This window comes from Acrocarpospora pleiomorpha, assembly GCF_009687885.1.
Classification (GTDB): Bacteria; Actinomycetota; Actinomycetes; order Streptosporangiales; family Streptosporangiaceae; genus Acrocarpospora; species Acrocarpospora pleiomorpha.
Window position 1 is genome coordinate 1 of record NZ_BLAF01000064.1, and the last position, 25,041, is coordinate 25,041.

Below are 25,041 nucleotides of genomic sequence, written 5' to 3' on the forward strand. Positions count from 1 at the left end.
GTGTGGGGGATTCGGGGGGTGGGGGTGGCTAGGGCCGAAGGAGGCTGATTGGGGTGGATCAGGGTGTCGCGGATGTGGAGGACGCCCAGGATGGAGTTGTCGTCCATGACCAGCATGCGGAGTTGGCCGGTGGTGGTGGCGGTCTGGTGGATCACGTGGGCGGGGGCGTCGGCGGGGATGGTGGTGGTCTGGGAGAGGGGGATCATCAGGCGTTCCACGGGCTGGTTCTGGACGCGTAGGGCCCGGGTGAGGAGATCGTGTTCGTTGCGGTCGAGCATGCCCATACGACCGGATTCGGCGACCAGGACGGCGAGTTGGTGCGGCGTTCTGGTGGTGGCGAGTTCGTCGCGGGGGCGTACGCCACAGAGGCGGAGCAGGCCGTTGGTTAGGCCGTTGAGGGCGGCCAGGATGGGGCGGACAAGCCAGACGAAGCCGCGGAACGGGATCGCCAGGGCCAGGGCGGATCGTTCGGGGTGGGTCAGGGCGAAGGACTTGGGGGCCATCTCGCCTACCACCAGGTGCAGGAAGGTCACGATCGCCAGGGCGACGATGTAGGACAGCGCCGTCTGCAAGCCTTCGGGCAGCGCACCGAGGAGCGGTTCGAGCAGGTGGTGGATGGCCGGTTCGGTGACCATGCCGAGCCCCAGCGAGCAGAGCGTGATACCCAGCTGAGCGCCCGCCAGCATCAACGACAGCTGCCGGCTGCCACGCACGGCCGCCCGGGCCGCCATCCGGGCCATCCGCCCGCCCGCCGCCTCCTCCAGCCGATGCCGCTTCGCCGAGATCACCGCGAACTCCGCCGCGACGAAGAACCCGTTCAGCACCAGCAAAACCAGCCCAAGCAGAATCGCCGTCAGGCTGTCCATGACCGCCTCCCCTGAGCAATAGCCGGGGAAGAACCGATATAGCGGGAGCCATCCAGGCCGCGGCCGCTGTCCACCCAAGCGCACCGCAGACCACGGCCAGACAGGCGCGGCCCCATGTGGGCATCCTGCGGACTACGGCCGGTCAGGTGCCGCCTCATGTGGGTATCCCACGGGCCGAGGCTGGATGCCTGTTCATGCGGGTCTCCCCTGGAACAGGGCGGAGAAGAGTTCGGGGGCGTAGTCCATGCCGGAACCTGTGCTTGGAGGGTTTTCGGGGGATTCGGTGGGGGCGGGGACGCTCAGCGAGAGCCGTACCCATTCGGGGACGCGGCGGTGGACCTTGAGGACGGTGAGGAGGGCCTGAGCGGGTGGGGATTCGTCTTCCAGGTCGGGTTCGGGGGTGGTGGCGACGGTGACGGTGTCGCCTGGTTCGGCCATTCGGCCGAGGCCGGACAGGACCAGGCCGCCGATGGTCTCGTAGCTGTCGCCTTCGGGCAGCTCGACGCTGGTGGCGCGTTCGACCTCGTCGATGCGGAGGGTGCCGGGCACGTCCCAGGAGCCGTCGGCGTTGACCTTCACGCCCAGTGGCTCGGGGTCGTTCTCGTCGACGAGTTCGCCGACCAGTTCCTCGGCCAGGTCTTCCATGGTGACGATGCCGGCCAGGCCGCCGTACTCGTCGATGACGCAGGCGACGGTGTCGCCGTCCATGCGCTTGAGCAGTTCGGTGACCGGAAGCGTGTCGGGGACGAGCAGGGGCGCGCGGGTGATGTCCGCGATGCGGGCGGCCGCGGGGGAGGCGACGTACTCCATCAGGTCGGTGATGCCGACGACGTCGTCGCCGCCGTCGCCGAGCACGGGGTAGCGGGAGTGGCCGTGTTCGCGTACCGCGTCGATCAGGTCGGAGACCGGCCGTTCGGCGCGGAGGGAGACCACGCGCGGGCGGGGCACCATGACGTCCCAGGCGGTACGGTCCCCGAATTCGAGCGCGCGCTCCAGCAGTTCGGCCAGGCGCGGCGGCAGCTCGCCGGCGGCGCTGGATTCGGCCACGATGCGGGAGAGCTCCTCCGGCGTGGCGCCGTGTTCCAGCTCCTCGACGGGTTCGATGCCGGCCAGCCGTACCAGCCGGGTGGCCGCGGAGTCGAAGAGGCGGATCACCGGGCCGGCCACCTTGAGGTAGATCAGCGTGGGGCGGCCCAGGCTGATGGCCACCTGCTCGGGGCGGGCGATGCCGAGGTTCTTGGGGGCGAGCTCGCCCAGGATCATCTGGACGATGGTCGCGATGGCCACGCCGGCCGCGACGCTCACGCCGGGCACGACGCCGGACGGGAGCCCCAGGTCGGTGAGCGGGGCGCGGAGCACGTCGGCGATCGCGGGCTGGGCCAGGAAGCCGACGAGCAGCGTGGTCACGGTGATGCCCAGCTGGGCGCCGGAGAGCATGAACGAGAGCCGGCCGGTGACCGCGAGGGCGCGGGCAGCGGCGGGGTCGGATTCGGCGCGTTCGCGGAGGATCGTGCGGTCCGCGGCGACGAACGCGAATTCCTGGGCGACGAAGAATCCCGTCGCCAGCGTGAGCAGGAGAACAGCTAGCAGGCCGAGGGTGATGCTCATCGAGCTGGTCCCATGGCTGCGTTATGGCCCGTGCCGAGGCACGGGCAGGTACTGCAAGGGTCCGAATCGGACACGTCGGTCCTTCCAACTAGGGTCTTCCACCGTAACGGCTCAGCGGCCGATGGTGTTTCATGCTTCCCGGATGTGTACTTTTCCATAAGAAAACCTTGGGCACAGGTCTGCGGTCGCGATGTGCGGCGACGTACCGTCAAGGTAGTGGCGGCAGTTGGCAAAGTGGGGGTTCTGGACCGTGACACAGGATGACGACCCGACTCGCGCGATCAGGCGGCGCGCGGGAGGCCAGCCCGCGTTTCCGCCACCGCCACCGCCGCCTCCTCCGCTGCCCGTAATGGACAACGAGGTCAGATCGGCGCCGACCACCCCGCGCGGCCGTTCCAAGGTGTACGGCAAGGAGCGCTCGGGTAGCAGCCCGGTCAAGCCCTTCGCCAGTCCCTCGTACGATGCGGGCCAGCCCAAAGCCCCGCGCAAACCCCGGCGGATCGGCCGGAAGATCCTGATTGGCCTGGCCATCTTCCTGGTGCTTCTACTCATCGCCGGAGTAGCCGGATATTTCTGGATCAGCTCAAAGATGAACAGCGTCGAGGCCTTCACCGACTACGACGGCCGCCCGGCCGAAACCCCGGGCGCGGACTGGCTCCTGGTCGGCTCCGACAGCCGCGCCGGGCTCTCGGCCGCCGAGCGCAAGAAGCTCGCCACCGGCAAGGCGGTCGGCAAGCGCACCGACACGATGATGCTCCTGCACGTCCCCGCCGGCGACGGCCGCCCCACCCTGGTCAGCCTGCCGCGCGACAGCTACCTCCCGGTCAACGGCCACGGCAGCGACAAGCTCAACGCCGCGTACGCCTTCGGCGGCCCCAAACTCCTCACCAGAACCGTCGAAGAGGTCACCGGCATCCGCGTCGACCACTACATGGAGATCGGTTTCGGGGGCTTCGTCGGAATCGTCGACGCGATCGGCGGCGTGGAGATCTGCGTCAAGGAGAACATCGAGGATGAGAAGGCCGGAATCGACCTGAAGAAGGGCTGCCAGGTCATGGACGGCGGCACCGCCCTCGGCTATGTCCGCACCCGCAAGACCGGCGCGATCCCGGACTTCGACCGGACCGAGCGGCAGCGCCAGTTCTTCTCCGCCGTGGTGAAGAAGGCGGCCAGCCCCGGCACCCTCATCAACCCGTTCTCCTCCGTCCCGCTGGCCCTCAGCGCCGCCGAGTCCGTCGCGGTCTCTCCGGGTACGGGAGTCTTTGACCTGCTTTCGCTGGGTCTGGCCATGAAGGGCAACCCGGTGACCACCGCGGTCCCGATCGGCTCGCTGCCCACCATCAACGGCCAGGCCGTCGTCAAGTGGGACAACTCCAAGGCCAACAAGCTCTTCGAGGCGCTCGAGAACGACAAGCCGGTCCCGAAGGAAGTGATCACGAAGTAGCGGGGGTCAGCCCGCTCCCCCGGCCACCGCGCCGGCGATCACCGCGGCCATCACGGCGGCGTTGACGGCCTCGATGGTGGCGCGGACCGCGTCCGCGGCCCAGGCGCCCTCGGCGATTTCCTTGATCCGTTCCTTGTCGGCCTCGGGGAAGGCTTTGCGGGCCAGCCGGCAGGCGTGCATGAGCGCGATCAGCACGCCGGTCCGCTCGTCCGGATCGGCCCCGGCGAGCACGCTCTGCACGCGCTGGCGGAGGTCGCGTTCGAGGCTGCCGTCGAGTTCGGGGTAGCTCTTGGTGGGAAAGATCCCGAGCAGCTTGCGCTGCTGCTCGGACAGGATGCCGCGGTCCGCCAGCCCAGCCAGCAGCCGTTTGCGCAGCTTGTCGGAGCTGAGCTTGCTCACGAACCAGGCAGGCTTGCGGGGTTTCTTCTGGTCCTCGGTGACGATCCGGGTGAGCACGGCGTCCAGCTCCGCATCGCCCACCGGAGCAGGATTCACCACAACAAGCATCTTGTCCTGTACCGCGATCCGGTCGGCGATCGCCAGTTCGGCCAGCAGCGCGCCGGTGAGCGCGAGATCGAGCTCACCCCCGCTGATCAGCGGCGTGCCCTTGTCCTCGCGGTAGGCCAATAACAGAACGTCTTCGGCGATAGCGCTCATGGTGCCGACCCTACGCCGTAAGAGTGTCGTAAGGCGGAACCCGGCTTCTATCAGGCCTTTCACGTGCTCTTCTGGCAGGACGAGCAACGGAGAGGGGACCATCGTGAAGATCGTGCTCCGCCATCCGGTCACGTGGATCGTGGCCGCCGCCGGCATCGCAGTCGCGCTGTACCTGTTCCAGCCCTGGCGGCTGTTCACCACGGTGGTGGTGAACGAACCGCCACCGGTGTCCATCGGAGAAACCATGACAGAGGCGCCGATGACGAGCGACACGATGACTCCGACGGCTTCCCCGCGCGTCCTGTCCATGGGCAGCTTTATCACCCATGAGCACGAAACATCAGGAACCGCGAAGGTGATCCAGCTCCCCGACGGCAAGCGCGTGCTCCGGATCGAGAACCTGAACACCTCCGACGGCCCCGACCTCCGCGTCTGGCTCAGCGACCAGCCGGTCAAAGAGGGCGAATGGCGGATCTTCGACGACGGCGAATGGCTGGAACTAGGCGAGCTGAAGGGCAACCAGGGCAACGCCAACTACGCCATCCCGGCCTCCGCCGACCTGGACTCGCTGACCAGCGTCACGATCTGGTGCCGCCGCTTCGCCGTCTCCTTCGGCGCGGCCGGCCTGACGGCCTGATCAGACGTCCCAGAAGGCCAGCTCGTGCGCCATGCCCCGGGTGAAGAGATCGGCCGCCCGCCCGGGGTCCGGCGCCGCCTCGTCGATCATGACCGCGATCCGCTCGGCCAGCGCCGCGAACCCCGGATCGGCGTAGGTCTCCACCCACGCCCGATACCTCGGCTCGTCCGGCGGGTTCGCCGCCAGGCGGCGTCCCAACATCGAATACCCCCACATGCACGGATACAGCGCCGCGAGCCCGCTCGCGTAGTCCGCCGCCGCATCAAGCAGAAACGCGGTGTACGCCGTGCACGCGGCCCTTTTCTCCGCCCCCGCCAGATCGGCCCCGAACTCAGCGGACAACGACCGATGCAAGCGCAACTCATCGTGAAAGGTGGAATGCGCCAGATCCACAAGATCGCCGAGATGCTCGTCGGGCGCCTGCCAGGCCAGCCGCGAGAACACCCGTACGTAGTCGAGCAGGAACAGATAGTCCTGCTCCAGCCACCTCCGGAACACTTCATCCGGCAGATCGCCACGCCCGATCCCGGCCACGGTGGGATGGATCAGCTGCGCCTCCAGTAGCGGAAGCCCGATCCGATGCAGTTCACCACTAATTCCCATGATCCTTATCCTGCCACCCGGCCAAGTTATCCCCAGCCTGTGGATAAAGGATCGGTACTGTGGTCCTATGCCGGAACTACCCGAGGTGGAGTCACTTGCCGAGTTTCTCCGCGAGCGCGCCGTCGGCCGTACGATCGCGGCCGTCGAGGTCGTCGCCTTCCACGCCCTGAAAACGTTCAATCCCCCGGCGAGCGCGCTCGGCGGCCTGACCGTGACCTCGGTGTCCCGGCACGGCAAGTTCCTCGACCTGGACTGCGACGGCCTGCACTTCGTCACCCACCTGGCCCGCGCGGGCTGGCTCCGCTGGCGCGACGACCTCTCAACCGCCAAACCGGTACGCCCCGGCAAAGGCCCCCTCGCCGTCCGGGTACGCCTCGCGCCCGACGATTCCGGCATGGCCCCCGGTTTCGACCTCACCGAGGCCGGAACCCAGAAACGCCTAGCCGTCTATGTCGTGAAAAATCCGGATGAGGTGCCCGGAGTTGCCAGCTTGGGGCCTGATCCGCTGTCGGCGGACTTCACGCCGGAGGCGCTGGGGCAGATCCTGCGCGCGGTCCGTACCCAGATCAAGGGCCTGCTGCGGGACCAGAAGGTGATCGCGGGCATCGGCAACGCCTACTCGGACGAGGTGTTGCACGTCGCCAAGATGTCCCCGTTCAAGATCTCGGCGACCCTCACCGACGCCCAGGTGGCCGACCTGCACGAGGCTATCGTGACCACCCTCAGAGACGCCGTCGAGCGGGCGCATGGCCTGGCCGCCAAGGACCTCAAGGCGGAGAAGAAGTCGGGGCTGCGGGTGCATGGCCGTACCGGCGAGAAATGCGAGGTCTGCGGGGACACGATCAGGGAGGTGTCGTTCGCGGACTCATCCTTGCAGTACTGCCCGACCTGCCAGACCGGCGGCAAGCCCCTGGCCGACCGCCGCTTGTCCAAACTCCTCAAATGACGCCGCGGTTGGCCCTATTCCGCCCACGGTGGTGAGATCACCGTGTCCCCGAGCGTGCCCTGAATCCCTGCGGACGTGCACACAGTCGCCCGCACGGCCTCCGCGTCGGAACCGTTGGCCAGCCAGAACAGGGTGTTCACCGGAATGATCAGAGCGTCGCCCGCTTCGGCTTCGTGCGCCACGCCGTCGATGGTGGCCACCAGCCGCCCGGCCTGAACCACGAACACCTCTTCCCGATCGATCGAATGCTCCGGCGAGCGCGCCCCCGGCGCGAACTCCAGCGACCAGACCGCGAGTTCCTTCGACCCCCGCGACGGCACCGCGAGCGAGTGGATCGTGGTCCCCGGCTGCTCGAACACCGGCGCGCCGGCCCGGCTGGCTGTGGTCATGTCGTCCTCCTATAATGGTCAATCTGATTGACTACATTGGAAAAGGTAAACTGCGTTGACCAGTTCGTCAAGACGCCGTGGTGAGATCCCGCTCCTACTGGCGATGATCTATCGCGCCATGAACGACGAGATCCACGACCGCCTGGCTGCCGAGGGCCGCGAACCCCTGCGCCCCGCCCACGGCTACACCTTCCGCCTCCTGCTCGCCCGCGACGACATCACCGCCGTCGCCCTCGCCGACCACCTGGGCGTCACCAAGCAGGCCGCTTCCAAGATCGCCGCCGAGCTGGAGACCTGGGACTACCTCGAACGCCGTCCCCACCCCACCGACGGCCGCGCCCGCGTCCTCGCCCTCACTGCCAAGGGCCTCGCCTACGTCCGCCACGCCGACGAACTCTGGGGCCAGGCCGAAGACCGCTGGGCCGCCGTGATCGGCCCCGACCGCCTCGACCAGATCCACGCCGACATGCGCGCCTACGTGGACGCCTCCGGCGGCAGAGCCGCCCTCCGCCCAGTCTGGTGACCAGCGGATTCACGTAAAATGTCGGCGGGTTTCGTGTTGACACGGCCCTAGGATGGGCGCATGACGCTCCACGAGATCGCCGCGCAGGCCGTCCCCGAGAACGCGCACCTGCTCGACGTGCGCGAACTCGACGAGTGGCGGGCCGGTCATGTCCCCGACGCCCAGCACATCCCGCTGATGGAGCTGCAGAACCGCGTCGGCGAGGTCCCCCAAGGCCAGCCGGTCTACGTGATCTGCCGCGTCGGCGGCCGCTCGGCCCAGGCCACCGTCTGGCTCAACCACGTCGGCTGGGAAGCCGTCAACATCGAGGGCGGCATGCAATCCTGGGCCGCCGCAGGCAAACCCATGATCAGCGAAACCGGCCACCCACCTTACGTGGCCTAGCAGCGCTGCCTGAACAATGACGGCAGGAACGACACCACCTTCGCCGCCTACACCCAGGACCTGATGCGCGCGACGCGGACAGGGCCGACCTCCAGCTGTCCGCCCTGACGGGCGACCGCGACACCGACTGGTCCGCTCGGCGTCCCGGTCGACCACTACGCCCCGATGACCGCGCTCGACCTGGCCGCCGGCCGCGACCCAGGCCTCGCCAAGGCCCTCGCGGTCATTTAGAGCGGCTCAGGAGGCTCCGGAGGGCCTTGACGACCTCGGCGGGCGCCTCCTCGGCCATGAAGTGCCCGGCGGTCACGGTGTGGTGCTCGAGTTCGGGAGCCCAGACTCGCCAGAGCGCGGCGGCGTCGAACCCGAGCATCGCGCCCCAGTCCTGCTGCAGGACGGTGACGGGCATCCGCAGGATGGAGCCAGCCTCGCGGTCGGCCCGGTCGTGCTCGACGTCGATGCCGGCCGAGGCCCGGTAGTCGGCGACGATCGAGGGGACCGCCTCGCGGGACGCTTTCAGGTAGGCGGCGCGGACCTCGCTCGGGATGGCGCCGGGGTCGCGGGTCCACACGTCCAGGAAGTGGCCGAAGAAGGCGTCGGCGCTCGCGCTGATCATCTGCTCGGGCAGGCCGGGCGGCTGCGCCATCAGGAACAGGTGGAAGCCGACGGCGGCCGAGGTTCCGCGCATGACGTCCCACATGTCCAGCGTGGGCAGCACGTCGAGGGAGGCCAGGTGCGTGACGGCGCCGGGGTGGTCGAGTCCGGCGCGGATGGCGACCAGGGCGCCCCGGTCGTGCCCGGCCAGGGCGAATCGGTCGTATCCGAGGGCGGCGGCGAGCGCGACGATGTCGGCGGCCATGGTTCGCTTGGAATAGGCGGTGCCGTCGGGATCGGCGGGTTTGTCGCTGTCGCCGTACCCGCGCAGGTCCGGGCAGATGACGGTGTGGTCGGCGGCCAGGTCGGCCGCGACGTGCCGCCACATCAGGTGGGTCTGCGGGAAGCCGTGCAGCAGCACGATCGGGCTGCCCGAGCCGCCCACGGCGACGTTGAGCGCCACCCCGTCGGCCACGGTGATCCGCTGACTGTCGAAGATCATGATGTCCTCCTCATTCCGTTTGACAGGAACAGCATCGGCGCGGCGACTGAACGCCTGATCAGCGGCGACTGAGCGTGAATAGAATGGGCAAAGTGATCGAGTTCGGGGTGCTCGGGCCGCTGCGGGCCCTCGACGGGCAGGGGGAGCCCGTCGACCTCAAGGGGCCCCGGCACCGGGAGGTCCTGGCCCGGCTGCTGATCGCCAGGGGCCGGGTGGTCCCGGTGGACTGGCTGATCGGTGACCTGTGGGAGGACCCGCCCGAGGGCGCGCTCGGGACCGTGCAGACCTTCGTGTCCGCGCTTCGCCGGGCCCTGGAGCCCGACCGCCCGCGCCGCGCGCCGGCCAAGCTCCTGGTCACCGCCCCGCCGGGCTACGCGCTGCGGGCCGAACGCGTGGACGCCTGGCGCTTCGAGAAGGCGGTCGCCGACTCCCGTGCGCTGGGTCCCGAGCAGGCGCTGGCCCTCCTCGACGGGGCACTGGCGCTCTGGCGGGGCCCTGCCTACGCGGAGTTCGCCGACCGGGACTGGGCGCGCGGCGAGATCACCCGGCTCGGCGAGCTGAAACTTCTCGCGAGGGAGCGGCGGGCTGAGGCGGCGCTGGCGCTCGGCCTGGCCGCCGACGTGGTCGCTGACCTGGAAACTCAGGTCAGCGGGCATCCGCACCGTGAGGACGCCTGGCGGCTGCTGGCTCTGGCGCTGTACCGCTCCGGCCGCCAAGGCGACGCCCTCGGCGTGCTCCGCCGGGCCAGGGCGAGCCTGCGCGAGGAGCTGGGCGTGGATCCGGGCTCCGAACTGCGCCGGCTGGAGGCCGACATCTTGGCGCAAGCCCCGCATCTCACCTTGCCCGCACGGGAGACGCGCCTTCCGCGACGCCCTTTTTTCGGTCGTACGGAAGAGCTGGCCGCCCTCCAGCAGCCTGCCACCACTCTGGCGTTGATCTCGGGCGACGTGGGAGCGGGCAAGACCGCCCTCGCCGGGGAACTGGACCGCCGGCTCCGGGCGGAGGGCTGGACCAGTGCCTGGGGAGCCAGCCCCGAAGACGGCGGTGTCTGGCCGTGGAGCCGGATCCTCGCCGCGCTCGGGGCCGTCGCGGAGTTCCCCGCCGACAGGTTCGCCGCGCGCCAGCATGTGGCGGCGGCCGTGGCGCAGGCCGCCGCGCGGGCACCGTTGTTGCTGATCCTGGACGACCTGCAGTGGGCCGGCGAGGAGACCCTGGACCTGCTGGTCTCGCTCGCCGCCGAGCCACCGCGGGGACGCGTCCTGATCGTTGGGACCTACCGCTCGACCGACCTCACTCCCGCGCTGGCCGCGGCACTCGCCAGGATCGCCCGGGCCGAACCCGCGCGGGTCTATCTCGGCGGACTGCCCGAGGAGGCAGTGGCCGATCTCGTCGCCGCCGTCTCCCACCGGAAACCCGACCCGACCACTCTCAAGATCATCTATGGCCGGAGTGGCGGAAATCCCTTCTACGTCCGCGAACTGGCCAGGCTCTACGACGCCGAGGGCGTGACCGGGCTGTCGGCCGTGCCCGAGGGGATCCGCGACGTCGTACGCCACCGGCTGGCCGGCCTTCCCGACCGGAGCCGCGACGTGCTGCGGCAGGCCGCGGTGATCGGCCAGGAGGTGGATCTGGCCGTCCTGACCGAGTTGACCGGCGACGAGGAGACCGTGCTGCACGCGGTCGAGGACGCGACGCGGGCCGGATTCGTGGTGGAACCAGGGGACGAAAAGGTGGCCTTCGCCCACACCCTGGTTCGCGACACGCTCTACGACGACCTGACCCGGAGCCGCCGGGCCCAGTATCACGCTCGGACAGCGGAGATCGTCGAGCGGCTCAGGCCGTACGACATCGAGGCCATCGCGCACCACTACGTGCGCGCGAGCAGTCGCGCCACCGCGGCGCGTGCCGCCCGTTATGCGCGGGCAGCGGCCGAGCGCGCCGAGCGGCGTTTCGCGCCGCACCTGGCGGCGCGGCTGTGGCGGGACGCGCTGAACGCCTACGACCTGGGGGAGAATCAGAACATACGGGCACGGCTGGCGCTCGTGATGGGCCTGGTACGTGCGCTGGCGCTCACCGGGAACCTGGACGACGCCAGGACCTACCGCGCCCAGGCCCTCACCGCGATAGGCGAACTGGATGACCAGGATCTGTCCGCGCAGGTGCTCGGCGCCTTCGACATCCCCGCCGTCTGGACGACCAACGACGACGAACCCCTCTCCCGCCGGATCGTGGCCGCGGCCGAGCACACCCTCGCCGCCCTTCCGCCGGAAAGGATCGCCGAGCGGAGCCGACTGCAGAGCACCATCGCCCTCGAATCCCGAGGTCACGGCAGCACGAGAGCAAACGACGCGGCGGCGGAGGCCGAGGCGCTCGCCCGCCGCACCGGGGACCCGGTGCTGCTCGCCTTCGCGCTCGACGGCCGCTACATGCAGTCCTTCCACCGCACCGGGCTGGCCCCCGAACGGATCGGCATAGGGACGGAACTGCTGGAGCTGGCCATCCACCATGACCTGCCCAGGTTCGAGGTCACCGGACACCTGATCCTGCTGCAGGCCCACTCCGCCCTGGCCGACTTCGAGACCGCCGACCGGCACGCCGCCGCGGCCGACGCCTTCGCCGAATGGCACGAAATCCCCCTGGTCGGCGTCTTCACCCAGTGGTACGCGGCGCTGCGCCTCGCGGTCGAAGGCCGTACGGCCGAAGCCGAGGCCTCCTACCGCTCCGCGTCATCCCGCCTGAACGCCACCGGCATGCACGGGATGGCGCAGGGCCTGCTGCCTCTCGCGCTGCTCTCCATCAACCGGGACCGGGTGGACTGGAACGCCGACTGGGGCACCTGCCGCGAATGGGCGCACGCGCTCCGGCTCCTGGCCTCAGGCAGCTCCGAGGAGGCCGCCACCGCGCTGCACGCACTGCCGGCTTCGCCGCGCGACCTGCTCTACGAGGCCCGCCTGGCACTCGAAGCCGAGGTCGCGATCGGCGTCCGAGACCACGCCGCGATGGGCCGGATCAGGCGAGAGCTCCTCCCCGCTGCGGCGGAACTGGCCGGCGGCGCAACGGGCCTACTCAGCTTCGGCCCAGTCCGCCACTACCTGGACGCCCTCACGACCTGATCGTCAAGCATGCGTTTGGTCAGTCGATCGCCGTGAGGTCGACGATCACCATGCGGTCGCCCTTGCGGTAGGTCAGCGCGCCTCCTGGACGAGGTCGGCGGCGTCGTGCGGGTCACCGGACAGGACGTACCCGAAGCGCAGCAGCGCATCGGCGCGTCCGGCCACGAACTTCTCGAACTGTTCCTCGTCCCGCATGTCTCTTAGAGCATGAGAGGGCCGCGTCCGTTGCACGACGCGGGGCTCCAGCTGTACGGCCGTGGGCGTCAGCGGACGATGTCAGGCGCGTCCAGCAGGCGACCCGCGAGAGCGGTGAGGCTGAGCCCCTTCAGGTCGGGGATCAGGACGCCCGCGATCTTGTCGACATGCCGGCGCCACGTGTCGGGCACGGCGGCAGCTCCGGACGCCGCGCCGCACAGTGCGCCCACCATGGCGGGCATGCTGTCGGACTGCCGTGCGACCAGCGCGGCCGAGCCGAGGGCCGTGGCGAGGTCGCCGTCGGCCAGTTCGGCCAGGACGAAGGCCGCGGGCAGGGTTTCGGCGGCCACTCCTCCATGGCTGTACACGGCCGGGCTGAGCTGCTCGACCAGGCCGGGGACGGCGTCGAAGGCCGAACGTGCCAACTCGCGGACGTGGGCCGCCTTGGCGAGGTTGCGGGCGGTCCAGCTCCCCTCAGGGATCGCGCCGGCCGCCGCTCGCAGCGCGTCGCTGAGGTGGGCGCCACCGACCAGCGACGCGATGGCCACAGCCATGGCCTGAGCGGCCCAGACCCCGTCCTCGGCGTGGGTGATCTCGGCGTAGCGGCACGCGACCTCGGCGGCATTGGCCGGGTCACCGGCGTAGTAGAGGCCGATCGACACTGCGGCGGGTACGGCGCTGTCAGAGTAGTGAACGGGATTGTCGTTGCCGGTGGCGGGCGGCGTGAGACCTCTGGCGCTGTTGATGATCGCGGAGCGTTCGGCCATCCCGGTCCAGACGTCGTCCGACATGCGCGTGCGCCATCCGGCGAAGAGCGCGGCCGAATCGTGTCGCGGCTCCTCGAGAAGCACCAGCGCGGCCACGGCCGCGGTCTCGGCGTCGTCCGTGGGAGACAGCGGGATGTCGTCACCGATGCTGAGCGTGAACGGGAGCAACGGGCGCGAGACCCGCTGTTCGTCCAGCGCGGCCGAGAGCCGCCAGCCGGCGGATCTCGTCCACGCCGATCTGGCCCTGCGGTGGAACTGCGCGGGGAGTCCCGCGGCGTCGCCCGCGGCCAGCCCGAGCAGGGCGCCGACCGCACGTTCCTCCCGCGCGTCCCGGGTGCCGGCGAAGTCAGTGCGCATCGACGGCCGCCTCTCTGAGCGCCGGACCCGATTGGCCGGCGGCATGCAGCCGATCGGCCAGTTCGACGAGGTCCGTGCCAGCGGTGGCGGTGATGCATCGTCCGCTCACGTGTGTCACTTGAGCCCGCCACCGTTCGGGGATGGCCTGCGCGCCGTGCAGGGCGCCCGCCATGGCGCCGGCGATGGCGGCGATGGTGTCGGAGTCGCGGCCGATGTTGACTCCCGCCAGCACCACCCGGGTGAAATCCCCCTGATGGGCGGCGAACAGGCCGAAAGCCAGCGCGACCGCCTCGGGGGCGGCATCGGCCCAGGGGTAGTGGAACAGCGGGATCTCCGCGTACAGCGCTTCCTCCGCCGCGTCTGGTGAGCCCGCCGCTGCGGTCACGTCGAGTGCCCGGCCCACCAGCCGTGCCGACCACGAGTCCGGCGGCAGCGCGCGCACGCCCGCGTTGATCACGTCGCGGTGGTGGTGAGCGGTCATCGCGGCGGCGACGCCCGCGGCGACCGCCTGGGCGCAGAAGACGCCGTCGCGGGCGTGGCTGACCGACGCGTCGATGGCCGCGATCCTGGCGGCCTCGTCGGGGTCGCCCATGCAGAGGATGCCGACGGGGGCGACCCGCATCGCGGCGCCGTCGCTCCACATCTCGTAGCTGTCGCTCCCGCTCTGCGGCGGCCGCAGCCCCGAACGCAGATTGGCGAGGGCGACCATCTCGCTGAAGCCGGCGCCGTGGAAGCCGCCCTGCTGCGCCGCGACCGTGTCCAGCCAGACGCCGGCCACGTCATCGGGGGTGATGCCCTTGCCGTGGGCGAGCAGGCCCCGGGCGCAGACGACCGCGTACTCGGTGTCGTCGGTGCCGGCCGCGTCCTCGGTGAGGAAGTCAGTGACCCTGCCGTGGCGCGCTCGGATCTCAGCGGGTGTCATGCCTTCGGTGGGCGCGCCGAGGGCATCGCCGACCGCGAGGCCGAGGAGCGCGCCTCGGCACCGGTCCAGAGTGGTCACTCACGCTCCAGAAGTCGCATCGTTTTGCATAATGCCGTACACGCTAGCAGCGCACGCCTTCTCCTAAAAATGATCCTGCCTGCGACAACCTCTGGAAACAGGATCGTTACACCGTCCTCTTGACCGGAGAATGTAGTGAACCCCATGCTACGACACAAATCGATTTGGATTCTGGGAGCGAGATGAAGGAAGCAGGCGGGCGCCCCAACATTGCCGCCGTCGCCGCGGCTGCCGGAGTCAGCGTGACGACCGTGTCGCACGTGCTGAGCGGCCGCAAACCGGTAAGCGCCCGTACCAAGGCCAAGGTGGAGGCGGTCATCGAGGAGCTCGGCTACCGGCCGAACCCGTCGGCCCGCAGCCTGCGCACGGCCCGCAGCGAGTCGATCGCGCTGATCGTCCCCGATCTGACCAACCCGTTCTACCCGCTGGTCGCCGCGGGGCTGCAGGACGTGCTGATGTCGAGCGGCTACCTGCTGTCCGTCACCGACGCGGCGCTGCCCAGCCGGGCCCTGCCCGAGGTCGTACGGCACGTGCTGGCCCGCAGGGTCGACGGCATCGTGCTGGCCACGTACGGAGCCACCGACAACGACATCGACAAGATCAGAAAGTCCGGCACCAAGCTCGTACGGCTGGGCGGCCGGTTCCGCGCCGAGTTCGGCGACATCGTCAGGGCCGACGACGCCAGCGGCGTGCACGACGTGGTCAGCCACCTCATCGACCGCGGATACCAGCGCATCGCGTTCCTCAACGGCGAGCCCCACGCGCACCCGAGCCAGATCAGGCTCGAGGGCTACGAACGGGCGCTACGCGAGGCCGACCGGCCGATCCTGCCCGACCTGATCCACTCGGGCACGTTCACCCGGGCGGGCGGCGCGGAAGGGGCCAGAGCCCTGCTCTCCCGCTCGCCCCGCCCCGACGCCCTGGTCTGCGGCAACGACCTGATCGCCGTCGGAGCGCTCGACGTGACCAGGCAACTCGGCCTGTCCGTCCCCGGCGACGTGGCCATCACCGGCTATGACGACATCGAGGCCGCCTCCCTCATCACCCCGGCCCTGACCACAGTGCTCAACCCGGCCCGCGAGATCGGCAGGACCTGCGCGCGTCTTCTTCTCGACCGGCTGGCCGGCGAGTACGACGACACGGCACGCGAGATCGTCCTCGCTCACCGGCTCATCGTCCGCGACTCGTCCTAGCCGTTCGTAAGGAGATCCCCCATGCCCGTCAATCTCGCCCGCCGTGACTTCCTCAAGCTGAGCGGCACCACGGTGGCCGCCGGTTGGGCGCTCGCCGCGTGCGGCGGCTCGTCCCCGTCCTCCAGCGCCAAGAACGTCACCTACTGGGCCGCCTTCGCCACGCCCGACAGCGAGAAGTACTTCCGCCAGAACCTCGTCGACGCCTTCAACAAGAGCGCGAAGGGCGTCCGCGTCAAGATGGACGTCAAGCAACTCATGACGCTGGGCAACCTGACCAACACCGCGGTGGCGGCGGGCAAAGGCCCTGACGTCGTCTACGCCGACGGCCCCTCGGCCGCCCTGTCCTTCGCCAAGAGCTCCAAGACCGTGGCGCTCGACGAATACGCCACGAAGTACGGCTGGCAGGACAAGCTGCTGCCGTGGGCCTACGAAGTCAGCAAGATCGACGGCAAGCTCCACTCCGTGCCCGTCGGCTACGGCTCGCTGGTGCTCTACTACAACCCCGACACCTTCGCCACGCACGGCTGGAAGGTGCCGACCACGCTGGCCGAATTCGAGACCGTGTGCGCCGCCGCCAAGAGCGCGGGCCTGATCCCCGTCGGTGCGGGCAACAGCGGCTACAAGGCGCAGAGCGAGTGGTACCTGACCTGCGTGCTCAACGCCGCCGTGGGCCCGAAGGCCATCCACGAAGCGCTCACCGGCGCACGACCGTGGGACGACAAGGTCTTCGTCGACGCCATCACCATGTTCAAGGCACAGATCGACAAGGGCTGGTGGGGCGGCGGCGCCGACCGCTACTTCACCAACACCGACACCGACATGTTCACCGGTCTGGCCAGCGGCAAGGTCGCCATGTACATGACGGGGACGTGGAGCTTCGACTCGGCCGACACGTTCTTCACCGGCGGCAAGAAATGGGACTGGGCGCCACTGCCCTCGCTCGGTGACGGCGTGCTCCCGGGGGTCTTCCCGCTGGCGATCGGCACCACGCTGTCGATCAACGCGCGTTCGGAGAACCAGGCGGGGGCGGCCGAGTTCATCGACTACGTCATCGCCGATCCCAAGCGCATGCTCGGTTTCCTCGCCACGACCGGCACCAACCCCCCGCCGCTCAAGGTCTCCGCCGACGCCTACCCGGCCGGCATGGACGAGCGGGTCGCGCGGCTGTACAAGGCCATCCCCGAAACCACGAACCTGGGCTACGCGAGCTGGAGCTTCGTCCCGCCGAAGACGGACACCTATCTCTACACCGAGTTCGACAAGGTCGTCACGGGTGCGATGGCACCGGCCGACTTCTGCGCCGGACTGCAGAAGACCTTCGCCGCCGAGCTCGCGGCGGGCGCGGTGCCCAAGCCGTTCGCCCCCGAGTCGTGAGCGCGCCCCGTGCCCGCGCTCGGCTGACAGCCTGGCTGTTCATCGCCCCTCTGCTGCTCGTGAACCTGCTCGTCGTCGCCGGGCCCGGCCTGATGTCGGTCTACTACTCCTTCACCGACTGGGACGGCCTCGACGAGGCGCACTTCGTCGGGCTCGCCAACTACCTGGCGCTGTTCGGCAGCCCCGACTTCCGCGGGGCCCTGCTGCACAACCTGCTCTGGACGGCCTTCTTCCTGGTCGTGCCGATGTCGATGGGGCTGCTGGGCGCGTTCCTGCTGTCGCAGGATCCGGCGCGGCCAGATGCTGTTCCGGCTGCTCTACTTCATCCCGTACGTGATCGCGACCGTCGTATCGGCCGCCATCTGGCGGCAGATCCTCAGCCCGACCAGCGGTCTCGCGCCCGCCCTCGCCGGCCTCGGCATCCCGTGGCTCGAGGACGTGAACTTCCTCGGTGACGGCCGGCTCGCCCTCGGCGCGGTGGCCTTCATCAACAACTGGCAGTGGTGGGGCTTCCTGGTCGTGATCTTCCTGGCGGCCATGCAGTCGATCGAGCCGTCACTCTACGAGGCCGCCCAGATGGACGGCGCGGGCAGCTGGCGGGAGTTCTGGCATATCACCCTGCCGTCGATCCGCCCGACCTTCATGTTCCTCTCGCTGATGACCGTCATCTGGTCGTTCCTGGTCTTCGACTACATCTACATCCTGACCCAAGGAGGTCCCGCCGGCGCGACCGACGTGCTCAGCACCGTGATGTACCGCGCCGCGTTCAGCGAACAGCAGGCCGGCTACGCCTCGGCGATCGGTGTCATCCTGGCCCTGATCAGCGCGGCCACCGTCGGCGGCTACCTCTACCTGCGCCGCCGCCTGAGGTGGGAGATATGACCCGGCGTCCGTTCGCCTACCTGACCCTGACCGTCCTGGCCGTCTACGCGCTCGGCCCGATGCTGGTCTTCGTCCTGGCCTCGCTGAAGACTCCGAGCGAGATCAGCGAGAATCCCCTCGGCCTGCCCGGCGAGTTCCGCTGGGAGAACTTCGCGACGGCCTGGGCCGACGCGAACATGGGCGCGGGGCTGGTCAACAGCGCGATCATCGCGGTATCGACCGCGGCGGGGGTCTGCGTCATCTCGGGCTGCGCGGCCTACGCGCTCGGCCGGCTCGACCTGCCCAAACCCGGGCTGTTCATCCTCTACCTGCTGGTCGCCAGTTCCCTGCCCATCCAGCTGTTCCTCGTGCCGCTGCTGTCCCTGTGGACGAAACTCGGGCTGTACGACAGCAGGTTCGGTCTGATCGTCATCTACTGGGCCATCTACAGTCCGTTCGCCACGTTGCTGATCCGCTCTTTCCTGCTCGCCGTCCCCAGGGAGTACGAAGCCGCAGCGCGTCTCGACGGCGCGGGAGAGCTGCGGCTGTTCATCCGTATCGTCTTCCCCTTGATCTGGCCGGGGGTGCTCACGGCGGGTCTGATCGCGGGGCTGCAGGCGTACAACGAGTTCCTGCTGGCCGTGACGTTTATCCAGGACAGCGAGAGCCTGCCGGTCTCGCTGTCGCTCTACTCCTTCCAGCAGGGCTTCTCTCCCGACTGGGCACTCGTCAGCGCAGCCGGTCTGATCATGGTTCTGCCGCCGCTCGCGCTGTTCCTCGCCCTGCAACGCCGCTTCGTCGAGGGTTACACCTCCTCCGGGATGTCAGGCTGAGCACGCCCAGGCCTTTGATCGATAACGGCTGTCCGCCGGTTCCTGAACCTCGAGAACAGCCGTCGTTATCCTGGGGACGTGATCTCAGGTGATGATCCCCGCACCGCCGACACCCAAGTCTCCATCACCTCAGCAGCCGGCGCGCAGGGCTTGACTCCCGTGGCTGACATCCGGCATGCCGAAACGCAGATCTCCGGTTTCCCGCCTGTCAGCAGGCAAACCGTTCCGCCGGGCACAGGTCGCCAGGTCGTGTGGTGTGGCCGAGAGACCATGATCGCGGGCACCCTCCTCGGCCGTGCTCCTCGCACGCTGAGCTCGAACCATGCGAGAGCCTGGGCCACCAGCCTCCTGCGGACGCGGCTGTTGCCCTGGAAGCAAATCGAAGAGGACGTCTGGCACACCACCAGTGACCTGCTCATCCACCAGTACGCTCTCTTCCCCGACCACGACTGGATCCTGCTGGGCGGGATCGTCCGGGCACCCCGGCCACATGCGGCCACGGACGCGTACATACTGGCCTGGGCTGAGGAGGCGCTCGGCTTGTCCGATCCTCCGGCATGGCTACCCGGACCGGAACATAACGGCACGTGGTACGCAGCCCTGCCCGACAAGAAGCCCTAGGGCGTACTGACGCAGTCTCCCGCAACCGTCAGCGCCCAGCGAAGCCCGGGCGGCATCGGCCAGCTCCAGCGCCGCCGCTTCCTCTCCAGGCGACGGGCCCCTGACGTCATCGAGATGATCGTTTTTGCCGGGCTTCGTCGTTCCCGGTCGATCTGCCACGGCGCGCGACGCCGGACCGTATTCCTAAGCAATAGACGATCGGTTCCCTCGGGCTGATGCGTGGCCGGACGAGGCATCACCGTACCTGCACCCCCACGTGCACCGATACGAGATGGTCTCTAGATCGACTTGAAGAGAGACGATCTTGGGTGAAGAGATCATGTCTCGGTTGAAGCCGTTTCAGCCACAGTGAACATCGACGGGGCGAGTTGACGCTGGCGGTGGTGCGGCCTCTGCGGGACGTGAGAGGGCGGACCACTCATGAGCCGGCGCGCCCCTCGGCCCGACCTGGCCGCGGTCCGTGCCGGACAGGCGTACCACGCCGAGGTCAACGAGCATTTCACCCCACAGTTCCAGCGCCTGGACCTCACCGAGGAACTCCGCTCGTACCCGCACTCGGGGTTAGTGATGGTCGGCGAGTTCGACCCGCTGGTGCCCGCAGAATCGGCGGCGGCGACCGCCGCGGCGTTCGGGGGCGAACTACGGGTCGTGCCCGACGCCGCCCACGACCTCCTCGTCGACGCGCCAGACGCACTGATCGACGCACTACGCCAGACCCTGGACAGCGCCGGAGTGGACCACCGGTGAGCTGGGAGGCGCACGTAGTTTCCAGCGTAAAAACAACGATTAGCTGTTGATCTTTACGTTGGTGCAGGTGAACCCATGGCGGTCAGCACCTACGGATCGAGAGTGATGAAACTGCTCGTCCGTCTTAGGAAACCCCCTTATGGATCGGAACTGCGGTGCAGAGGGCCGCGCGACGGTCCGTGAGCGTCGCTATGCGGAGGCTCTCAGGGGCTCGAGGGCGGCTAGGACGAGGTCGAGGCCGAAGATGAACTCCTCCGCTGGGTCGTAGCCGGCAGCGACGAGCGCCGCGGCGGACTCGTTGAGGTAGGGGAACTCGTCAGGAGGAAGCTGGGGCAGGAAGACGTTCTCGGCCATGTCCGCGAGCTCATCGGCGGTGTCGAACGGCAGGCTGGCTTCCTGCAGGGCGAACCCGTAAACATAGCTGTCGAGCAACCAGTTGGCGTGCGTCGCCATCAGGACCGGGAAGCCAGCCCTCCGCAAGCAGGCAGTGACCGCCTCGCGGTGGCGGAGGGTCGCGGGCCCCGGCGATGTCCGCGACTCCATCAGGCCGATCGCCCACGGGTGGCGTGCGAGAACCTGTCGGGCGGATACCGCCCGCCGTCGCATCGCCGACTGCCAGTCGGTCTCTTCGGGCGGGGGCTCGATCTCCTCGAACACGATGTCGATCATGGCGTCCAGCAACTCCTCCTTGCTCGCCACGTAGTAGTAGAGCGACATCGCGCCCGCGCCGAGCGCGCCAGCCAGCCGGCGCATGCTCAGCCCGTCGACCCCCTCGCGGTCGGCGAGTTGGACCGCCTCGACCACCACCCGCTGCTTGCTCAGCCCCGCGTCTGACGCGACCTGGCGTTGTTTCCTCGCAGACACGGTTCTCCTCGCTCTCGAACGGCTTGACAATCGTACAGCGTACTATCATAGTACAGCGTACGAAGTACGGTGTACGACGTACGGTGTACGAGCCTGCGAGAGTCGCAGCTCGGACATGAGGAGGCTTCGGTGGGAATCGAACAGCGATCGAATGCCGGAGCACGCCTGGTGCCGGGGGCGAGTCCGGCCGGGGCGGCGACGATGCGGGCCGCCATGACGGCGTTGCAGGCACTGCGCGACACCGCGAACGTTCGACCGGGCCAGACGGTGCTGGTCACGGGAGCATCGGGCGGCGTGGGCTCCTTCGCCGTGCAGATCGCCAAGGCGTTGGGCGCCGAGGTGACGGGTGTGTGCAGCACCCGCAACGTCGACTTGGTCCGGTCGCTCGGTGCCGACCACGTCGTTGACTACACGAGAACCGACTTCACCCGCACCGAGAAGCGCTACGACGTCATCCTCGACAACGTGGAAGCGAAGCCGCTGGCGGCTGTCCGCCGAGCGCTGACACCCACCGGCACCCTCATCCCCAACAGCGGACGCGGCGGCCGCTGGCTCGGCCCCCTCGGCCGGATCGTCAAAGCGCGCGTGCTGTCCGGGATCACCCATCAGCAGCTGAAGCCCTTCACGTCGGTCGAGAAGCGCCAGGACCTGCTCACCCTGGCCGAACTGCTCACGACCGGGCAGATCACGCCCGTCATCGACCGCACCTACCCCCTCGACGAAGCAGCCGACGCCCTCCGCTACGTCGCGGCCGGCCATACCCGAGGGAAGGTCGTCGTCACCGTCTGACGATCGGACCGACGAGAACGACCCAACCCGTGCGTATGCACGCCCAAACCTGCCGCCACACCGGCGGACGGACCGCTCCTCTCGAAAGAAGAACCGATGACCATCCGAACGAAATCGCCGAACCTGCTCGACAACCCGCCGATCCCCGTGCAGGCCAAGCTCGCCGCCGCATGGACCAGCTTCATGTTCCTCTACATCTACGTCGACTACTTCCACCTCTACAAGCCTGGCGCCGTCGGCGACATCCTGGCTGGCGTCGTCTTTGAGTTCGACATCAGCCCGACGTTGTTGACCATGATGCTCGCGTCCGTGGCGATCCCGGCCCTGATGGTGATGCTCTCCATGACGCTGCCCGCCCGGGTGAACCGCGCCACGAACCTCGTCGTGGCATCGCTCTACATCCCCTACTCGGTGGTCAACGCGGTAGGGGAGTCTTGGGACTGGGCCTCCTTTTACGGCCTCTCCATCGGAATCGAGGTGCTGCTCCTGGCCTTCATCCTGCGCTCCGCCTGGACATGGCCTCGAACCCCCGCCGTCCCAGCCGGTCCCGCGACGACCGACCTTCGACAGTAGGTATCCGTACAGCCTGCGCCTGACTCGCGGAGACCACCTCAACGACCCCGAAAGTCCTTTCGCTGAGCCGCCCTGGTGGCGACGGCCAACGCGCACCGATGAGGAGCACGTCCAGGAGGTGTTGTACGGCGAGGCCGACGACGGCTTCTGAGACCACGCCGCGGGCGGCGCCAGCCACTGACATTAGATCTGCGCCAGCCGCCGGAGCACTGACATTAGGTCCGCGCATCCACTGACATTCTCGCCGCGCTCAACACGGACATCGCCCGAAGCCTGCTGGAGCGACCTATCGAGGGCGTGTTGAGTTGAACTCAACCTGATCTTGATCCTGAGCTATCGAAACCCCGTGGGTTTCATCGTGAAGACTTTCATTCACGCTGAACCCACGGGGAACCGCGGAGCAAGATAGTGGGTAAGTCCGCCTTACCAGCGCACCTGGACGTCAGGGCCACGCGTGGCCGTGTTCACCCAGGCGTTCTGGGTACGGCCTTCTGCATGGGCAGCAAACAGGCCACACCGATGGACAAGGAAGCAGCCGCCCGCATCCAATCCGCGGCCGACAAGGACCGGGACTGCGCTTCCGCGGACACGGCCTTCGACCGCCGCGCGCAGTCTGCGGCCGACAAGAACGAGGCCGGCGACACGCGTCGCGACCCGTGAGAACACCCGCCGGTCGAGCTGGCGGGTGCCAGTCAGCGACGGCGTTCCAGAGCCTCCAGGCCCCCCGGATGGGCCTGGCCCAGCGCGGCCGCGACTTCACTCAGCGCCCGCCACAGGCGGCGGTGATCCCAGTGGCGGTGGCGCAGCTCCCCGCCGTGCAACTGTTCGGCGCGCGCGCCCAGCATGGTGAGCCACTCCACCGTGGTGCCCGGCACGCGCGCCGGACCGGCCCGATCGGCGACCGGGTCGACGACGAATTCGCGTACCACCTCGCGCACCGGGCCGACCGTGGCGGTCCCGGCCGCGACGTCGCGCTGCTGCCGGCGCAGAGCTGAGCGCACCTCCCAGGCGCGGTTCCGGCACGACTTCGAGCAGTACTCGCGAGGCCGACCACGGCCGGAATAGGGCATCGTGAGCCCGCACCAGCCGCACGTACGGCTCTCCAGGCGTACGACGACCCGGTCCCCCGTCCATCGCTGGCCACCGTCCTCAGCGCTCATCACGGCCGCCTTTTCGTCCCGGACGTATCGCGATACCTTAGCACTCTGAAGTGATCTTGATCTTGCCGTGCTCGCTGTGAAGGATCTTCAGGAATCGTGAACTGTATGGTCCATCGAGGTTCCGCTGAATATCCGTACGTCAATAAGTGCACGCTGATTCACGTACAAGATCTCCATCTCGATCGGGTGACGCCACCGTGAACCGGATCAAGGAGTGTTCGGCGTCGGCGCGCATTATGAGGACGGTTCGGTGACGACGACCTCGCGCGGCCAGGCGGGCGGCTGGAATGGAGAGCATGCCGTTACTGCCGCGCCGTCGCCGCAAGGCAAATCCCCTGGTGGGGTTACCCGAACTCCCCGCAGAGGTGATGCTCCCTCCGCAGCTGCGGACCCGAAGGCCGCAGCCTGGTGGATCGTCCCGATCACCCTTGTGGTCGGCGGCGGGGTGGCCTGGTGGCTGCTTTCCGCCGGATGGACCGCGGCCCAGGCCACCGCCACGCAGGGCGCGTTGCAGACCGCCCTGGCCACCGGTGCCGGCGTGGGCGCGGTGATCACCTTCATGTTGGCTTTTCGCCGCCAGCGCCACCAGGAACACGCCGCGCACATCACTGCCTACCTGGCCGAACGCAACGCGGACTTGGCCGACCGCAACGCCATGGGCAACTTGGACTAGTGGCACCAGACGACTTCAGGCATTGGTGCCATCTCGGCGCGCGATCTGCCTTCGATTCTGCTCTGGGAGAGCGTCAAAGAGTGCCTGAGCCTGCTTAGGCCTGCTGATCACCTGGTCAACGACCAGATTCACGAGCATGAACAATGCCTCCACGAGGTCCGGGTCTTCTTCCAGATCGATCTGGCCAGGATGGACAGCGTTGTTGCCGACGACTCGAAGCACGTCCATGGACTGCTGGATCTGCGGCAACAGACCCTGCTCCACCAGGCGGCCAATCTTGTTGTTGATGGCCTCGTTTCCTGGAACGAGATCGTCGACAACGATCTGAAGGGCGAGCCTCAGCAACGCAGCCGCGCTTCGGCGAGACACTGGCGCCACCCGCTGGGCCTCCAGATAGACCTCAAGGGCCTTTGTCGGCATGTCAGGGTTGGCTAGTGGACCTACGGACCTGAACGGAAAGATCAGCGTCCAGGTACCCTCTGTTCCCCAGGTCGCCGCCTTCTCGAACCGCCACAGGATTGCTTGGCGACAAGCTTGGCAGCGATGAACGATCCAATTCTGCTCCATCTGAGGATGGTCTCCTCCGCCTTCCAGGCGGAACCAAAGGTCACCGCTGATCTGGTGGGCGAAAGCGCTGCAATCCGGATGAGGGCAGTAGTAACGATGGCTAGTGGCCTGCGGATACCTGTCCGCCTCTGCCTCGGTCTGCTCCGAACTGATGTTCCCGGTCACAACCAGCAGTCTCCTCTCTCACCGGCCCTTCTCGCGAGG

The 25,041-nt window shown here is 68.5% G+C and carries 29 protein-coding genes; 17 read left to right on the top strand and 12 right to left on the bottom strand.

From position 1 onward, the window contains the following. A partial coding sequence (locus Aple_RS40065) for a CNNM domain-containing protein (RefSeq protein WP_155349998.1) occupies positions 1-866 on the bottom strand: 866 nt, incomplete at its 3' end. Positions 867-1,058: 192 nt separating this feature from the next. Further along, positions 1,059-2,474, bottom strand: a complete 1,416-nt coding sequence (locus Aple_RS40070; protein WP_155349999.1) for a hemolysin family protein — start codon at positions 2,472-2,474, stop codon at positions 1,059-1,061. A gap of 349 nt (positions 2,475-2,823) precedes the next feature. Between Aple_RS40070 and Aple_RS40075 the strand changes: the two genes are divergently transcribed. Beyond that, complete coding sequence (locus Aple_RS40075; RefSeq protein WP_155350000.1) at positions 2,824-3,918, top strand: LCP family protein; 1,095 nt, start codon at positions 2,824-2,826, stop codon at positions 3,916-3,918. A 6-nt stretch (positions 3,919-3,924) separates the two neighbouring features. Here the strand turns inward: Aple_RS40075 and Aple_RS40080 are convergent, their stop codons facing one another. After that, the gene (locus Aple_RS40080; RefSeq protein ID WP_155350001.1) at positions 3,925-4,575 is read right to left on the bottom strand and encodes a GOLPH3/VPS74 family protein; all 651 of its coding nucleotides are present in this window, start codon (positions 4,573-4,575) and stop codon (positions 3,925-3,927) included. Between the two features lie 103 nt (positions 4,576-4,678). On the opposite strand from Aple_RS40080, the gene Aple_RS40085 reads away from it, so the two are divergent. Then, on the top strand, positions 4,679-5,212 hold the full coding sequence (locus Aple_RS40085) for a DM13 domain-containing protein (RefSeq protein ID WP_246265080.1): 534 nt from the start codon (positions 4,679-4,681) through the stop codon (positions 5,210-5,212). On the opposite strand, the gene Aple_RS40090 is transcribed toward Aple_RS40085, so the two are convergent. Further along, positions 5,213-5,815: a TenA family protein gene (locus tag Aple_RS40090; RefSeq protein WP_155350002.1), complete on the bottom strand. Its 603-nt coding sequence runs from the start codon at positions 5,813-5,815 to the stop codon at positions 5,213-5,215. 67 nt (positions 5,816-5,882) lie between these two features. On the opposite strand from Aple_RS40090, the gene Aple_RS40095 reads away from it, so the two are divergent. Continuing rightward, positions 5,883-6,761 (top strand): Fpg/Nei family DNA glycosylase, encoded by an 879-nt coding sequence (locus Aple_RS40095; protein WP_155350003.1) that lies wholly within the window; start codon positions 5,883-5,885, stop codon positions 6,759-6,761. Between the two features lie 14 nt (positions 6,762-6,775). Here Aple_RS40095 and Aple_RS40100 read toward each other — a convergent pair whose 3' ends face one another. After that, positions 6,776-7,150 carry a cupin domain-containing protein gene (locus tag Aple_RS40100; protein WP_155350004.1) on the bottom strand — a complete coding sequence of 125 codons (375 nt, stop codon included), beginning with the start codon at positions 7,148-7,150 and terminating at the stop codon, positions 6,776-6,778. Positions 7,151-7,268: 118 nt separating this feature from the next. Here Aple_RS40100 and Aple_RS40105 point away from each other — a divergent pair, with 118 nt between their 5' ends. Together Aple_RS40105 and Aple_RS40110 are read left to right on the top strand one after the other, a co-directional pair. Continuing rightward, positions 7,269-7,673, top strand: coding sequence for a MarR family winged helix-turn-helix transcriptional regulator (locus tag Aple_RS40105; RefSeq protein ID WP_218038745.1), 405 nt, complete (start codon positions 7,269-7,271; stop codon positions 7,671-7,673). Positions 7,674-7,733: 60 nt separating this feature from the next. Continuing rightward, a complete protein-coding gene (locus tag Aple_RS40110) occupies positions 7,734-8,057 on the top strand; it encodes a rhodanese-like domain-containing protein (RefSeq protein WP_155350006.1) in 324 nt (107 codons plus the stop codon). Positions 8,058-8,280: 223 nt separating this feature from the next. Here Aple_RS40110 and Aple_RS40115 read toward each other — a convergent pair whose 3' ends face one another. Further along, positions 8,281-9,150 (bottom strand): alpha/beta fold hydrolase, encoded by an 870-nt coding sequence (locus Aple_RS40115; protein ID WP_155350007.1) that lies wholly within the window; start codon positions 9,148-9,150, stop codon positions 8,281-8,283. Between the two features lie 83 nt (positions 9,151-9,233). Here Aple_RS40115 and Aple_RS40120 point away from each other — a divergent pair, with 83 nt between their 5' ends. After that, positions 9,234-12,263, top strand: a complete 3,030-nt coding sequence (locus tag Aple_RS40120) for an ATP-binding protein (RefSeq protein ID WP_155350008.1) — start codon at positions 9,234-9,236, stop codon at positions 12,261-12,263. A gap of 72 nt (positions 12,264-12,335) precedes the next feature. Here the strand turns inward: Aple_RS40120 and Aple_RS55825 are convergent, their stop codons facing one another. From Aple_RS55825 to Aple_RS40135, 3 genes are all read right to left on the bottom strand, one after another. After that, positions 12,336-12,458 carry a SigE family RNA polymerase sigma factor gene (locus Aple_RS55825; RefSeq protein ID WP_281361662.1) on the bottom strand — a complete coding sequence of 41 codons (123 nt, stop codon included), beginning with the start codon at positions 12,456-12,458 and terminating at the stop codon, positions 12,336-12,338. A 68-nt stretch (positions 12,459-12,526) separates the two neighbouring features. After that, positions 12,527-13,582, bottom strand: a complete 1,056-nt coding sequence (locus Aple_RS40130; protein ID WP_170321909.1) for an ADP-ribosylglycohydrolase family protein — start codon at positions 13,580-13,582, stop codon at positions 12,527-12,529. After that, the gene (locus Aple_RS40135) at positions 13,572-14,582 is read right to left on the bottom strand and encodes an ADP-ribosylglycohydrolase family protein (protein WP_155350010.1); all 1,011 of its coding nucleotides are present in this window, start codon (positions 14,580-14,582) and stop codon (positions 13,572-13,574) included. Before Aple_RS40135 ends, Aple_RS40130 begins: the two co-directional genes overlap by 11 nt. A 182-nt stretch (positions 14,583-14,764) precedes the next feature. Between Aple_RS40135 and Aple_RS40140 the strand changes: the two genes are divergently transcribed. The 7 genes from Aple_RS40140 (at position 14,765) to Aple_RS40165 (ending at position 20,211) form a co-directional block, all read left to right on the top strand. Further along, positions 14,765-15,775 (top strand): LacI family DNA-binding transcriptional regulator, encoded by a 1,011-nt coding sequence (locus Aple_RS40140; protein WP_155350011.1) that lies wholly within the window; start codon positions 14,765-14,767, stop codon positions 15,773-15,775. Positions 15,776-15,796: 21 nt separating this feature from the next. Beyond that, positions 15,797-17,149, top strand: a complete 1,353-nt coding sequence (locus Aple_RS40145; protein ID WP_155350012.1) for an ABC transporter substrate-binding protein — start codon at positions 15,797-15,799, stop codon at positions 17,147-17,149. Continuing rightward, positions 17,146-17,604 (top strand): carbohydrate ABC transporter permease, encoded by a 459-nt coding sequence (locus tag Aple_RS55080; protein WP_246265081.1) that lies wholly within the window; start codon positions 17,146-17,148, stop codon positions 17,602-17,604. Before Aple_RS40145 ends, Aple_RS55080 begins: the two co-directional genes overlap by 4 nt. Then, positions 17,486-18,031 carry a carbohydrate ABC transporter permease gene (locus Aple_RS40150; RefSeq protein ID WP_246265089.1) on the top strand — a complete coding sequence of 182 codons (546 nt, stop codon included), beginning with the start codon at positions 17,486-17,488 and terminating at the stop codon, positions 18,029-18,031. The genes Aple_RS55080 and Aple_RS40150 overlap by 119 nt, the downstream gene beginning before the upstream one ends. Beyond that, entirely contained in the window at positions 18,028-18,843 is an 816-nt protein-coding gene (locus Aple_RS40155; protein ID WP_155350013.1) for a carbohydrate ABC transporter permease, read from the top strand. Before Aple_RS40150 ends, Aple_RS40155 begins: the two co-directional genes overlap by 4 nt. A 78-nt stretch (positions 18,844-18,921) precedes the next feature. Next, positions 18,922-19,464, top strand: a complete 543-nt coding sequence (locus Aple_RS40160) for a hypothetical protein (protein ID WP_155350014.1) — start codon at positions 18,922-18,924, stop codon at positions 19,462-19,464. 420 nt (positions 19,465-19,884) lie between these two features. Further along, the gene (locus tag Aple_RS40165; RefSeq protein ID WP_155350015.1) at positions 19,885-20,211 is read left to right on the top strand and encodes an alpha/beta fold hydrolase; all 327 of its coding nucleotides are present in this window, start codon (positions 19,885-19,887) and stop codon (positions 20,209-20,211) included. Positions 20,212-20,400: 189 nt separating this feature from the next. Here the strand turns inward: Aple_RS40165 and Aple_RS40170 are convergent, their stop codons facing one another. Continuing rightward, positions 20,401-21,075, bottom strand: coding sequence for a TetR/AcrR family transcriptional regulator C-terminal domain-containing protein (locus tag Aple_RS40170; protein WP_155350016.1), 675 nt, complete (start codon positions 21,073-21,075; stop codon positions 20,401-20,403). 129 nt (positions 21,076-21,204) lie between these two features. On the opposite strand from Aple_RS40170, the gene Aple_RS40175 reads away from it, so the two are divergent. The 3 genes from Aple_RS40175 to Aple_RS52445 all read left to right on the top strand — a co-directional run bounded on the left by Aple_RS40175 (position 21,205) and on the right by Aple_RS52445 (position 23,097). Beyond that, the gene (locus Aple_RS40175; protein WP_218038747.1) at positions 21,205-21,864 is read left to right on the top strand and encodes an NAD(P)-dependent alcohol dehydrogenase; all 660 of its coding nucleotides are present in this window, start codon (positions 21,205-21,207) and stop codon (positions 21,862-21,864) included. Positions 21,865-21,960: 96 nt separating this feature from the next. Continuing rightward, positions 21,961-22,437, top strand: a complete 477-nt coding sequence (locus Aple_RS40180; protein ID WP_155350017.1) for a DUF6326 family protein — start codon at positions 21,961-21,963, stop codon at positions 22,435-22,437. A gap of 495 nt (positions 22,438-22,932) precedes the next feature. Beyond that, a complete protein-coding gene (locus tag Aple_RS52445) occupies positions 22,933-23,097 on the top strand; it encodes a hypothetical protein (protein ID WP_170321910.1) in 165 nt (54 codons plus the stop codon). A 32-nt stretch (positions 23,098-23,129) separates the two neighbouring features. Here the strand turns inward: Aple_RS52445 and Aple_RS52915 are convergent, their stop codons facing one another. After that, positions 23,130-23,597, bottom strand: a complete 468-nt coding sequence (locus Aple_RS52915) for a hypothetical protein (protein WP_174889938.1) — start codon at positions 23,595-23,597, stop codon at positions 23,130-23,132. Between the two features lie 250 nt (positions 23,598-23,847). Between Aple_RS52915 and Aple_RS40190 the strand changes: the two genes are divergently transcribed. Beyond that, a complete protein-coding gene (locus tag Aple_RS40190) occupies positions 23,848-24,270 on the top strand; it encodes a hypothetical protein (protein WP_155350018.1) in 423 nt (140 codons plus the stop codon). Positions 24,271-24,285: 15 nt separating this feature from the next. Here Aple_RS40190 and Aple_RS40195 read toward each other — a convergent pair whose 3' ends face one another. Further along, positions 24,286-25,002 carry a DUF4145 domain-containing protein gene (locus Aple_RS40195; protein ID WP_155350019.1) on the bottom strand — a complete coding sequence of 239 codons (717 nt, stop codon included), beginning with the start codon at positions 25,000-25,002 and terminating at the stop codon, positions 24,286-24,288. Between the last annotated feature and the right edge of the window lie 39 nt (positions 25,003-25,041).